This window comes from Mycobacterium sherrisii, assembly GCF_002102355.1.
GTDB lineage: Bacteria > Actinomycetota > Actinomycetes > Mycobacteriales > Mycobacteriaceae > Mycobacterium > Mycobacterium sherrisii.
This window is the reverse complement of record NZ_LQPT01000036.1, coordinates 1-12,778: the sequence shown is the minus strand read 5'-3', so window position 1 is coordinate 12,778 and position 12,778 is coordinate 1. Positions and strand designations below refer to the sequence as shown.

Annotated in this window: 7 protein-coding genes and 1 pseudogene; 2 read left to right on the top strand and 6 right to left on the bottom strand. The window is 61.5% G+C overall.

Annotation, left to right across the window (positions count from 1 at the left end):
* Nucleotides 1-60: 60 nt before the first annotated feature.
* Both AWC25_RS06715 and AWC25_RS06710 read right to left on the bottom strand, forming a co-directional pair.
* A pseudogene (locus AWC25_RS06715) lies at nucleotides 61-650 on the bottom strand (transposase); the annotation flags it as partial.
* A gap of 2 nt (nucleotides 651-652) precedes the next feature.
* The gene (locus tag AWC25_RS06710) at nucleotides 653-4,036 is read right to left on the bottom strand and encodes a helix-turn-helix transcriptional regulator (RefSeq protein WP_232327351.1); all 3,384 of its coding nucleotides are present in this window, start codon (nucleotides 4,034-4,036) and stop codon (nucleotides 653-655) included.
* A 447-nt stretch (nucleotides 4,037-4,483) separates the two neighbouring features.
* Between AWC25_RS06710 and AWC25_RS06705 the strand changes: the two genes are divergently transcribed.
* Nucleotides 4,484-5,827 carry an FAD-dependent oxidoreductase gene (locus AWC25_RS06705; RefSeq protein ID WP_084229568.1) on the top strand — a complete coding sequence of 448 codons (1,344 nt, stop codon included), beginning with the start codon at nucleotides 4,484-4,486 and terminating at the stop codon, nucleotides 5,825-5,827.
* 315 nt (nucleotides 5,828-6,142) lie between these two features.
* Here AWC25_RS06705 and AWC25_RS06700 read toward each other — a convergent pair whose 3' ends face one another.
* The 4 genes from AWC25_RS06700 to poxB all read right to left on the bottom strand — a co-directional run bounded on the left by AWC25_RS06700 (nucleotide 6,143) and on the right by poxB (nucleotide 11,620).
* A complete protein-coding gene (locus AWC25_RS06700) occupies nucleotides 6,143-6,817 on the bottom strand; it encodes an isochorismatase family protein (protein ID WP_211281024.1) in 675 nt (224 codons plus the stop codon).
* 134 nt (nucleotides 6,818-6,951) lie between these two features.
* The gene (locus AWC25_RS06695; RefSeq protein WP_085166530.1) at nucleotides 6,952-8,964 is read right to left on the bottom strand and encodes an aconitate hydratase; all 2,013 of its coding nucleotides are present in this window, start codon (nucleotides 8,962-8,964) and stop codon (nucleotides 6,952-6,954) included.
* A gap of 15 nt (nucleotides 8,965-8,979) precedes the next feature.
* Nucleotides 8,980-9,861 (bottom strand): isocitrate lyase/PEP mutase family protein, encoded by an 882-nt coding sequence (locus tag AWC25_RS06690; protein WP_069402804.1) that lies wholly within the window; start codon nucleotides 9,859-9,861, stop codon nucleotides 8,980-8,982.
* Between the two features lie 25 nt (nucleotides 9,862-9,886).
* Nucleotides 9,887-11,620, bottom strand: a complete 1,734-nt coding sequence (gene poxB / locus AWC25_RS06685; RefSeq protein ID WP_085166529.1) for a ubiquinone-dependent pyruvate dehydrogenase — start codon at nucleotides 11,618-11,620, stop codon at nucleotides 9,887-9,889.
* A gap of 91 nt (nucleotides 11,621-11,711) precedes the next feature.
* Between poxB and AWC25_RS06680 the strand changes: the two genes are divergently transcribed.
* Nucleotides 11,712-12,635 carry a LysR family transcriptional regulator gene (locus AWC25_RS06680; protein ID WP_069402802.1) on the top strand — a complete coding sequence of 308 codons (924 nt, stop codon included), beginning with the start codon at nucleotides 11,712-11,714 and terminating at the stop codon, nucleotides 12,633-12,635.
* Nucleotides 12,636-12,778: the final 143 nt, after the last annotated feature.

Genomic DNA, 12,778 nt, shown 5'->3' with positions numbered 1-12,778 from the left:
TTGTCGAGCCTTCCTGCCCACAACCTGGGCCGCAAGACTCTCATAAGCCATGGATCAACGGATCGGGGTCAGGTCAACCTGGCTGTCGCGGATCTTGACGTGAATGGCGTCGATGGAACACCACCGGGTACACCGGCTTCAATGGCCGGTTGCACCACTCGGCCATCTCAGCGACCACCTTGTCGGTGATGCGGCTGATGGTGTCTTTGGACACCGTGGCGACACAGATATCGGCGAAATGCGCGGCAATCTCTCCGGTCGTCAATCCCTTTGCCGTCAGCGACAACACGATCTCATCGATGCCGGTCAAACGGCGCTGCAGTTTCCTGACGATCTGCCGATCAAAGCTGCTGTTGGTTGTCGCGGGGCACCTTGATTTCCACCGGCCCGATTTCAGTGAGCACCGTTTTAGCTCGGGTGCCATTGCGCGAGTTGCCGCTGCCGCGCCCGGCCGGGTCGTGCTTGTCATAGCCGAGGTGTTCGGCCATCTCCGCATCCAACGCAGTCTCCAGCACATGCTTGGTCAGCTGGTTGAGCAACCCATCGGGGCCGACCAGCTCGACACCTTGCTCCTTGGCCTGCGCCAACAGTTGTTCGGCCAGCTGCTTTTGATCCAGTTCGTTCGCCACGGGCACGAGTGTTTCTGACATCGTCAGTCCTTCCCGCCAAGCTCAGCTCGGCGTGTCAGACCAAGATCAGATCCACCGTCGTTCAGACAGTCCCCGGTCAGGTGGTGCGTCGCTTGTTGGGCAAGTTGAACGCGGGATGTGAAGCCGAGTTTGCGGTAGGTGTGATTGAGATGGGCTTGGACTGTGCGCGGCGAGGTGAACAGCTTTGCAGCGATGTCTTTGTTGGTAAGGCCGTCACTAAGCAGTTTTACTACCTCGCGCTCACTAGGTGTTAAGGAAGCCCAGCCGCTGGAAGGCCGTTTGCGTTTGCCGCGGCCCCGCTGTGCGTAGGCGACCGCCTCAGCGGCAGACAACTTGGTCCCCTCAGCCCACGCGGTTTCAAGATCGCTCTCACTCATCGCCTGACGTAATGCGGCAACCGACGCGTAGTAGCTCGAATCGTAGATTTGGTAGCGGGCATGACCGGTCTGATCTCTGATCGCCTGGGCGGACCCGAACAGCCTTGCAGCTTCCCGGTGTCGGGTTGTTTCGCCCGCGGCGGCGGCCAGAAACTCGAGCGTGTCGGCAATGCCTAGGTAGGCGTCGTTTGTGGCCGCACAAGACAATGCTTGGTGTGCGTCCTGCTCAGCCTGCATGCAGTCCCCTTGGGCCGCCGCTACGCGAGCACGCGAGGTCAGCGACATGGATGCGTTCCATCCAGATGTCACGCGAACAGCGTCGTCGGCGTACCGTCGAGCTACTTCCAGATCGCCACGAGCAAGTGCAATCTCTGCCGTGGGGTTTGCATAGAGCACCGCAAATTCGCATCGTTGGCTGAGTTGCTGGCGGGCAGTCTCGCTGGCAGCTGCAGCGGCCTCGATATCGCCGGCCGCCAAAGAGGCCACTGCTAGCGCCGCGTTGCTGAACCCTTCCATGAAGCCGCCGAGTTGAGCCGCTTGTTCAACGGCAGCCATAGCAGTAGCGCGGGCGGCGGCAGTGTCACCGCGAAACGCAAGCGCCATGGTGCGGCCGTATCGCCCAGCTGAGCTCAACAGCGTGTCATGGCTTGTGTCGGCGTCGGCGATCACCCGATCGAATTGCCGAACCGCGCCGTCGAGATCGCCGGAATGCATCTGCGCCATCCCGAGCTTCCAGCGACAGTGGCGCGCTGCAAACTCATCGCCGATCGCCACGGCGATATCGCGTCCCTCTTCAGCGGCCAAGCGTTCTCGCCTGGCATCACCCGCGAAGAGGGCCGCAAATGCTTGGTATGGCAGGATCTGACTTAACGAAGGCAAATCGCCTAGCGACCGGGCAAGATTGACGGCCTCGACAAAAGGCTCTTCGGATCCTTCGGGAGTGAATGACGAGACGCAGCACGACGCGCTCAGGGCCTTGAGCAGAAGGGCCGGTTCGCCAATCTGGCGGGCGAGTGCGAGTGCCTCTGCGGCAGCGTCTTTGCTGCCAGGGTCCACTACCGTGGCAGTCAGCATGATGCGATCGGCCACCGCGCGTACCTGCCAAGCGGGCGCTATATTGGCGCCTCGCGTAGCGGCGCTGGCTGAGGCGGCATCAAACCAGCTGAGCCCCTCTCGAATCCTGCCCCGCCGCCGCCACAGCGGCTGCAGGTATGAGGTAAAGGCAAGCGCTGCTTCCGGATCGGCTTGCTGAAGCGTCCAGGAAAACGCCGCACGCAGATTGTCAATTTCGATGTCGGCTTGCTGGGCGTGCTGCGCGATGTCTGTCGGCGCCATGGTCTCGAATGCCGCGGCAAGAGAGCGATAATGATCGTGGTGGCGGATTCGTATAGCCTCGGACTCGCCGGAGTCAGCAAGTTTTTCTTGGGCGTATTGGCGCACTGTCTCCAGAAACCGATATCGAGTTCGGCCACGATAGTCCTCGGCAATGACTAGCGATTTGTCGACCAGCAAACTGAGCTGATCTAACACCTGATGACGTTTGAGTTCGCCAATACCGGCGACCGCTTGAGCTCCATCGAGGTAAAACCCGCCCACGAAAACCGCCAGCCGTCGGAAGAGAACCCGTTCAGGCTCCGTCAACAGCGCGTACGACCAGTCCACAGAGGCACGTAGGGTCTGTTGACGTCGCACCGCGGTGCGTGCGCCGCCGGCTAAGAGACAGAAACGGTCGTGCAGTCCGTCGAGGATCTCAGCCAAGGACAGAGCGCGCATTCGAGCTGCCGCTAACTCGATGGCCAACGGCACACCGTCGAGGCGTCGGCAAATCTCTGCCACGGTCGCAATATTGTCCGCGTTGATGCTGAAATCGGGCCGGGCGAGGGCAGCACGGTCTGCGAACAAGTCGACCGCTTGGTCGGCTATGGACAGCGACGGCAACCGCCAGATGACCTCGCCGGCCAAGCCAAGCGGCTCACGACTGGTGGCAAGCAGGGTCAAATGTGGGCAGGCAACAAGCATGGCGTCGCTGATTGCGGCGCAGGCATCAAGCAGGTGTTCGCAGTTGTCCAGGACGACCAACATCTGACGGGTGCCCACCGAACGAACAAGATTGTCGACCGCGATGCGGCCCGGTTGGTCCGGCAGGCCAAGTATCCGGGCGATGGTGGCGATCGCGATGTCCGCATCGCTGATAGGCGCAAGGTCGACATACCACACGCCGTCAATGAACTCCGTGGCAGCCTGAGCTGAAAGCTCTTGAGCCAGACGTGTTTTTCCTATGCCCCCCGCGCCAGTTAACGTCACAATCCGATTTTCTGTCAGCAGTTGACGCACATCACTGAGTTCCTTGGCCCGTCGCACGAACTTGGTGCGCTGCAGGGGAACGTTATGGGCGGCAACAGCAGTCACCGTGCGCAGGGGCGGGAAGTCATTGTGTAGGTCGACGTGGCACAGTTGGACCACTCGTTCGGGTCGCGGCAGATCCCGCAGGTAATGCCTGCCGAGGTCGGTTAGCCAGGCGCCAGTGGGCAGATGGTCGGTGACGAGATCGGCCGTGGTGCCCGACAGTACGATTTGGCCCCCGTGGGCTAGATCTCGTATGCGCGCCGTCCGGTTGATGGTGGATCCGATGTAGTTGGCTTCGTCACGCAATTGCACCTCTCCGGTATGGACGCCGATGCGCAACCGGATTGGCGCCAGGGGTTCGCTCTGCAACCTGAGGGCGCACGCGACCGCGTCACTGGCTCGAGTGAATGCCACCACGAAGCTGTCGCCCTCGCCTTGCTCGATTGGCCGCACGCCGCGATGCTTTCTGGCCGCATCCAATAGTGTGCGGTCAAGCACGGCGATAGCACCTGTCATCGCAACATGGTCGGAATCCCACAGCCGGGTTGACGCCTCAATGTCAGCGAGCAGCAGTGTCACGGTTCCGGTCGGTATCACCTCGCCCACCCTAAGAACACTCCACTCCAATCGCGATGCAGCCGTACGCCTCTCAACTTCATTCATGCTGCCCAGCATGGGGCGAGCATCACCGGGGAACGTTGGCCCGAACGCCTACTTTTCCTGAGCACCGGCCACATACTGCTTCGATCCTATAGGAGCTGGACGGCGACTTGAGTGCTCAACAGCCGGGGTTGCTTAGGCCTGCAAGCGCGGCAGCTGTCTCGTTCTACGCCTGCTACTGCCGCTATCGCGTCACTCTTGGTCGACGTAGGCGATCATGCCGACGATCTGTTAGGCGTTTCGGCCGATGATCTTGAATCTTGCACGTCGCATAGTCGATTCGACATGACTGCAACTCGAAGGAAGCCATTCAATGCGCGAGCCAAGGGCCCACCTCGGAAGGTATCGACGCCAGTGGGCGCGCAGATTATCTGCGCTGGAAGGTTCGCCGCGCTGCGAACTCTGACATTTCAAAGCGTCCGGTAACGAACATGGCAAGGAAGGTGCATTGTGCCCAAAGCTGGCCAGCAGGCCATCGTTATTGGCGGCAGTATCAGCGGACTGCTCGCCGCCAGGGTGCTGGCCGACTACTACGAGAGCGTCGTGGTGCTCGAGCGTGATGTGCTACCCGACGGCCCGCAGACTCGGCGCGGTGTCCCCCAAGGTGCGCACGTCCACGTTGCCCTGGCGCGTTGTTCGCAAATCTTGGGTGAGCTGTTCCCCGGGCTTCTCGACCAACTGATAGCGCACGGTGTGCCCGTGTGGGCCGATGGGGATCTTTCCAAGTTGTACTTGTCGATAGGCGGACATCGTCTTGCCCGGATAGGCCGCCTGCGACACCCAGCAGCTAACACAGCATACTATCCGAGCCGAGCGATTTTAGAGTTTCTGATCCGTCAGCGAGTGCGCGGCCTTTCCAACGTCACCATTCGGGACCAGCGCGAGGCAATCGACGTGGAGTCAAGTAGCAACCGCATCACCGGGGTCCGGATGGCGAATCGTGATGGCAGCGGGGAGGCCACCTTGCTTGCTGACCTCGTGGTCGATGCGACTGGCCGCGGTTCGCGCACACCGGTATTTCTGGAAAAGTTAGGTTATGGGCGCCCGCTCGAAGAGGAATTGGTGGTGCGGCTGTCGTATACCAGTCTGAATTTGCGTCTGCCTGCCGGGGCATTGACGACCAAGTTCTTCGCACTATATCCCGAACCTGGCCGGTTGCGGGGTTTCGCCTTAGCGGGCTACGAGAACAACAATTGGACACTGACCCTAAATTCGATAATGGGGCAACAACTTCCGGGCACGCACACCGAAATCCTCACCTTTTTAGAAGACTTGGCACCAGCTGATGTGCTTGAGGCGGTTCGTTCGGCTGAAACTGTCGGGGAGTTAAGCCGGTATCACGTTCCATCCAACCGATGGCGACGTTATGACAAAATGCGGCGAATGCCAAACGGCCTGCTCGTAGTCGGCGATGCGATCTGCAGCTTTAACCCGATTTATGGACAAGGCATGACAGTGGCTGCACTGGAGTCATTGGTGCTTCATCATTGTCTACGGGGCGGAGATCAAGATCTGGCCCGACGGTTCTTTCATGATTCGGCCAAAAACATCGGCGTGGCCTGGCGGACAGCTGTAGGGGCTGACCTGGCGATTCCCGAAGTACCTGGATTTCGTCCTGTGTCGACGCGGATAGTGAACGCATACTTGGACCGAGTCCTGACAGCTGCGCAGACAGACGCCGTGGTGGCAGAAAGATTCCTCAGCGTCATCGGTCTAACCGAACCGCCAACCAACCTGCTACGGCCCGAGGTGATATTCCGGATCATTAAGCCCGTTCGTCAAGGCTGCGGTTAAAGATGCCGGCGCCTACTGGGTCGTCGGAGTTGTCCGGCCCTGGCGTCTGCGGCGCCATAGGGGATGACGCAAGCGGCATCAGGTGGCGCAGCGGGGCCTCGTGGCATTGGATGGCGCCCGCATTGGCCGATTACTTGTTTCCACCATCATCACCAGTGCCAGTGATTGACCGCTGGTCGTCGATCGCCGAACAGCTTGTGGACAACCTTCTCCAATCAGGTAGCCGATTAAGGACCCGTACCCGGTTCATTGGGGTGCTGGGTAGTTGGTGCTGACAGTGTGAAGGGATGTGGTGTGATTGGTTCGGGCAGTGGACTACTTCCTGGTTGCGCTGTCGCGCAGGGGATCTGAGGAGGGGCCTGTGACGAGAGTGGCACTGTCCAGCACTGAGGCATACTTGGCTTCGAGATCCAAAAGGCTGGCGCGGTGGGCGTCTAGGGAGCGGTCACCGATGCAGTCACTGACTAGCACTGGGCGAAAGCCGTACGACAATGCGTCGATTGTGCTGGCGCGTACGCATCCGCTGGTGGTGCATCCGGCGATTACTAGCGTTTTGATACCTCGGTGCACCAACCACGATGCCAGCGACGAACCGAAGAAGGCCGATGGGACAGTCTTGCGGATAACGAGTTCGCCGGGCACGGGTGACAATTCCTCGACGAACTCAGCCGCCGGGTTGCCCACGGTTAGTGTCTGCAAGGCGGGTATTTTGTGCAGCCATACATTGGCGTCCGTGCCGTCTTCTCGATATACGATCTGCGAGTGCGCGATCGCCCATCCGGCCGTCCGCGCCCATCTGAGAAGCTCGGCGGCATGCGAAGCGGCCGTCGCAATGTTCCCACCTCCCAACAGTGCTGGGTCGACGAAAGCCACGCAGAAATCAACTAGCAGCAGTGCGTAGGGTGCGACAGCACCGATACCACCACCGAAGCCTTGGCGTCGGTACACCTCGGCTGTATCGTCTTCGGGCGGCATGGCCTGGTGCCTCACTTTCTCTACTGTGACGACTGCGCTGGGCGGCGATGCGGGCGCCGCGACACGATGCGGTCCCCTACGCCGGGCAATCATGCCCATCAGCGTTGCCGTGCATCATCCTCTTGAGCTCGGATCGTTGGTGCAGTGCATCAATCTTGACGTCTGGTGAATGAGTTCTGGGCCGGCGACGAGTTCATGGGAACACGCTGACCGGTAGACGACGGCTGTTGGCGGGCGTTAATCGCGCCGCCGGCCATGAGGATCTCGATCTGGCGGTGAGATAGGGCGTGCCGCAGCGGAATACGATCGCTCGCCGAGCCCACGATGGCGACGATCTGCAGGCTTGCCGTCAAGGCCGCCTGGATGTCAGGGATACGGATGGTGTCGCCGAGTTGAAGGCGGTGGTAGTGCGCTGGGTTAGCGAAATTGAGCGGCAGGACCCCGAAATTGATCAGATTTTGCCAGTGGATGCGCGCGAAGCTTTGGGCGATGACGACGCGGGCGCCCAGGTAGCGCAATGCGACCGCAGCGTTTTCACGGCTCGACCCTTGGCCGTAGTTGGCGCCCGCGACGATGGCGTGACCGCAGCCGCGGTCGCGACTTTGCGCTGCGCGTGACGCGTAGTGGCAGTCGATGCCTTCGAAGGTGAACTCGGAAACCTTCGCGATGTTGGACCAGTAGGGCATGACCCTGCTGCCTGCGGGGATGATGTCATCGGTCGAGATGTCAGAGCCTATCTTGAGAAGCACGGGTGCAACCACATCCGGTGCAAAAGCATCAAAGCTTGGAAGGGTGGAGATGTTGGGGGTCTTCTCTAGCCGGACCGACCGTGCTTCTAGGGTCTCGGTCGGCGCCACGAACGCCATGTCCTTGATGGGCAGGTGCATCGGTTCAGCGACCGGATGATAGGGCAGACCGAGGTCTCGTGGATCGGTGATCACGCCGGTTAGAGCCGACGCGGTAGCGGTTTCAGGGCTGCAGAGATAGACACTGTCTTCGCGGGTTCCCGAGCGCCCAGGAAAATTTCGCGGCACGGTGCGCAGCGAGATGCGACCGGCGGCGGGTGCCTGCCCCATCCCGATGCAACCGTTGCACCCAGGCTGATGCGTACGGGCACCGGCACGGATCAGATCACTGAAATGCCCCGCGTCAATGAGCGCCTGCAGCGTCTGTCGCGAACTCGGATTGATGTCGAAGGAGATTCGGTTGTGTACCTGGCGGTTTCGCACCATGGTGGCGGCGATTGCTAGATCCCGAAATCCCGGATTCGCCGAGGACCCGATGTAGGACTGATAGATCTCGGCGCCAGCGACCTCGCGCACCGTGACGACGTTACCGGGGCTGGACGGTTTGGCGATCAAAGGTTCCAGGGAAGACAAATCGATCTCGTCATACATGTCGTAGTCCGCGCCGGGGTCAGCGGCCACGGCGCGCCACTCGCTTTCGCGCCCGACGCTGCGCAGGAATTCGCGGGTACGTTCGTCGGAGGGAAAGACGGTGGTGGTTGCGCCGAGTTCTGCGCCCATGTTGGCGATGACATGGCGATCCATTGCCGACAGTTGGGCTAGGGCCGGTCCGTAGTATTCGATGACGCGGCCCTGTCCGCCTTCGAGGCCGTGCCGGCGCAGCATTTCCAGGATGATGTCTTTGGCGCTTACCCATTGGGGCAGCTCACCGGTCAGTCGGACACCGAACACCGCCGGCATGCGTAGGTAGGCCGGCTCGCCGGCGAGTGCTAGGGCGACGTCAATGCCCCCGGCGCCGAGGGCAAGCATGCCTATGCTGCCGGCGGCGGCGGTGTGGCTGTCCGAGCCGATGAGGGTGTCACCGGGTTTGCCGAAGTGCTGCATGTGCACTGGGTGGCTGATGCCGTTGCCCGGGCGGCTGTACCAGATGCCGAATCGCTGGCAGGCCGAGCGCAAGAAGAGGTGTTCGTCACCATTGAGGTTGTCGGTCTCTAGCAGGTTGTGGTCGATATATTGTGCGGCACGGTCGATTTGGACTCGCTCAATTCCCATGGCCTCGAGTTCCAGCATGACAAGCGTTCCGAGCACGTCCTGCAATAGTGCCTGGTCCACACGTAGCGCGATTTCATTCCCCGGTTGCGGGTTTCCGCTCACGAGATGTGAATCGATCAATGATTGCGTCACGTTAGAAGCCATCGTGGTGTTCTCCTGCTAGATCTGGGCTTGGTTCAGCAGAGCGGCGTACCTTTTCTCGAAGTCCCAGACCTTCGGGAAACCGATCAAGTCGACGAACTCGGCGAAGGAACACAGCGGATCGGTGACGGGCTCCCCTTGCGCCACAGAGTGATACACGCTGGCCAAGGCGTGGCTGGCGGCGAACAGCCCGGCGGTGGGGTAGATTGCGGCGGCAAATCCCAGGTCCTGCAACTCGCGCCTGGGCAAGATGGGTGTGACGCCGCCGTGCAATTGGTTCGATAACACGGGAGTGTCGAACGCGTTCCCGATCTTGCGCATTTGCTCTGTGGATTCGGGTGCCTCGATGAACAGGATATCTGCGCCTGCCTTGGCGTATGCTTCGCCGCGACGGAGGGCCTCGTCGATGCCCAGCGAGGTTAGTGCGTCGGTGCGCGCCAGAATGAGGAAGTCCTCCGACGAGCGGGCGCCGCAGGCAACCTTGATCTTATTGACCATCTCCTGGGTGGGGATCACGTGGCGGTTGGCGGTGTGGCCACACTTCTTGGGGAACTGTTGGTCTTCTAGCTGGATGATTGCGACGCCGGCTTTCTCGTAGCCGCGCACGGTGTGAGCAACGTTGAGCAGGCCGCCGTAGCCGGTGTCGCCGTCGGCGATCAAGGGCTTATGCACTGCGTTGGCTATTGCTTCGGCGCGGTTGAGCATGTCGGTGTAGGTCGCCAGGCCCGCGTCCGGCTGCCCCAGATAGGACGCCACGACGCCGTATCCGGTCATGTAGATCGCCTGGGCGGTGGTGCGGTCGGCGAGCTTGGCCGAGACCAGGTCGAATACGCCTGGGGCGGTAACGAATAGGCCATCTTGCAGCATCGCCTTTATCGAGGCGCTCGCGTCGGTGGGCATGGCGGTTTCCTTTCGGTGGGTGTGATCAATCCAGGATTCGGCGGGCGACGTTAGTGGTGACCAAGTCGAGCAGTTCATCGCCGTGTCCAGCCAAAATGGTCCGGATCGCGTACAGCGTGAAGCCCTTGGCCTGTTCGGCGGTAATCGCGGGCGGGATCGTCAGTTCCTGGCGGGTCGTGATGACGTCTACGATCGCCGGTCCTTCATGGGAAAGCGCCCTTTTCAGTGCTGGTTCCAGTTCGCAGGGCGTTTCCACCCTGACACCGAACAATCCGAGTGCGCGTGCCACCGCCGCGAAGTCGGGGTTGTGCAAGTCGGTTCCGAAGGTGACGAAACCGGCTGCCTTCATTTCCAATTCGACGAAGTTCAGTGATGCATTGTTGAAGACGACGACTTTGACGGGCAGCTTGTTCTGTCTCAAGGTGAGTAACTCACCGAAGAGCATCGCCAGCCCGCCGTCGCCGGCAAGGGCGATGACCTGGCGGCTGCGGTCGGCGGTTTGTGCGCCGACGGCGTGCGGTAAGGCACCTGCCATGGAGCCGTGTGTCGATGACCCGATCAGTCGGCGTCGTCCGTTCATGGTCAGATACCGCGCTGCCCAGATGACCGGTGATCCGACGTCATAGGTGAACACCGCGTCGTCGGCGGCCAGGCGATCGACTATGGCGGTGACATACTCAGGCCGGATCGGGGTGCGGTTGCGGTCGTTGACCGCGAGGGCATCCATCGACGCGCGGGTCTTACGGTAGTGTCGCAGCGCCCGATCCAAATGCGCACCGTCCAGCTTTCTGCGCAGCAATGGTAGCAATGCGGCAAGCGTGTCTTTGACGGTTCCGACCAAGCCGATGTCGACAGGTGTGCGCCGGCCGAGGCGGCTGCCACAGATGTCAACTTGGATCACAGTGGCGTTCTGAGGGTAGAACTGGCGATACGGAAAATCGGTGCCCAGCATCAGCAGCACCTCGGCCTCACGGATGGCCTTGTAACCAGAGGCAAATCCCAACAGCCCTGTCATGCCAACGTCGAATGGATTGTCATACTCGAGATGCTCTTTGCTTCGCAGGGTGTGCACGACCGGTGAACGCACGACCGAGGCCAGCTCGACGACCTGATCGTGCGCGCCGGCAGCTCCCGCCCCGGCCAAAATCGTCACACGGTCGCTGCCGTTGAGCACCTGCGCGGTCTTCGCCAGCGACTCATTGTCCGGCCGCTGCAGCGAGCGGGCGGGGACCACCGGGCGAACAGGCCGGTCGTCCTTGGCGCGGCGCACAAAGAGTTCGCCAGGTATCACCACCACGGAGACTCCGCACTCCTCCACGGCGGCACGCATCGCCATCTCAACGATCCGCGGCGCCGCCTCCGGTGTGCTCGCCAGTTCGCAATAGACACTGCATTCCTTGAACAGTTGCTGCGGGTGGGTTTCCTGGAAGTAGCCGGAGCCGATCTCAGACAGCGGAATATGCGCCGCTATCGCTAGAACCGGCACACCACTGCGCTGTGCGTCGTACAGCCCGTTGATCAGGTGCAGGTTGCCCGGACCGCAACTACCCACACACACTGCCAGGCGCCCGCTCAGTGCGGCGTCTGCTGCAGCTGCGAACGCCGCAGCTTCCTCATGGCGCACCTGCTCCCACGAGATGCCTTCCGCGCGCCGAATCGCATCGGTGAACCCGTTCAAGCTGTCGCCTGGCAAACCATAAATGCGTTGTACTCCAGTAGCTTTCAGAGCTTCGATGATGCGATCGGCGACGGTGCTCATCCGTGTTGCCCTCCTACATCTGCTTCCCGGCCCGTTCTCTTGATCCGACGATGCCCCACACGGACTGATCCGTCCAATTAGGATTCATGACATGTTTGATCGAGATCTTGATTGGTTGCGGGCGATCGCGCCTGAGTTGCTCATTGCCGTGACCGTCGTGGAACATCAGCACGTGCGGCGCGCAGCCGAACAACTCGGCATTCCCCAGCCGACCGTCAGCGCCGTCATGCATCGCCTCGCCGATCTAATCGGGTCGCCGCTGGTCCAGCCGTACGGGCGGGGCATCGTTGCGACAGACGCCGGTCGGGCTTTCTTGCCGGCCGCCCGAGAAGCTTTGGTCCACCTGCGCACCGCCGGACGAGACCTGCAGGAGGTCGTCGAGCCCGATCGCGGCCACGTCGCATTAGGATTCGTCCACAGCCGCGGCCCGCGCGACGTGCCGCTGCTCTTGGATGCCTTCCTGGCTGCCCACCCAGATATCTCGTTCACCCTGAAGCAGGGCGGGGCACCCGCGGTGCTTGACCAGCTGCTAGCGGGGGCGCTAGACGTCGCGATCGTCGCGCCGATGCCACCGGCCGACGACCGATTGGACACGCTGGTCTTAGCCGAAGAGCGGCTATGCCTCACCGTGGCTTCCGATCACCACATGGCCAACCGAAAGTCGGTCGCAATGCGCCACGTGCAGGACGAGGTCTTTGTCGGGCTGACCGCGGAGCATGGTCTGCGTCAAGTATTTGACTCGCTCTGCGAGGCAGCGGGTTTCATACCAAGATTCGCGTTCGAAGGCGAAGAACACCAGACCCTACGGGGGCTGGTTCGTGCTGGGTTGGGCATCGCGGTACTGCCCTACGCGACGCTCCCGGATCCAGCCTTGGCCGAGATCGCCCTCCGCGACCGTGGAGCACGGCGCGAGGTGGGAGCGGCGTGGCTCACGCACCGTCGACTGGTGCCCGCCGCCGGGCGCTTCATTGCTTTTCTGCGTATCTCTGGCGGCAAGGTACTCCGCGACGGTTGACGCGTTTACGCACGCTTCGCTCGTGCGAACCTCCCCAAACCACCCGCGGCTTCGATGCCCCTGCCAGGTCAAGTCCAGGGACGTGGTGTACGAGGCCGTCGGGTGATTCTTCGACTTGATGGTTTAGGCGGTCAGTGCCGCTG

Excerpts from the sequence above, each read along its gene's own strand:
- AWC25_RS06710 (WP_232327351.1), bottom strand. The coding sequence starts at position 4,036 with ATGAATGAAGTTGAGAGGCGTACGGCTGCATCGCGATTGGAGTGGAGT.
- AWC25_RS06695 (WP_085166530.1), bottom strand. The coding sequence starts at position 8,964 with ATGGCTTCTAACGTGACGCAATCATTGATCGATTCACATCTCGTGAGC.
- poxB (WP_085166529.1), bottom strand. The coding sequence starts at position 11,620 with ATGAGCACCGTCGCCGATCGCATCATCGAAGCTCTGAAAGCTACTGGA.
- AWC25_RS06680 (WP_069402802.1), top strand. The coding sequence starts at position 11,712 with ATGTTTGATCGAGATCTTGATTGGTTGCGGGCGATCGCGCCTGAGTTG.
- AWC25_RS06690 (WP_069402804.1), bottom strand. The coding sequence starts at position 9,861 with ATGCCCACCGACGCGAGCGCCTCGATAAAGGCGATGCTGCAAGATGGC.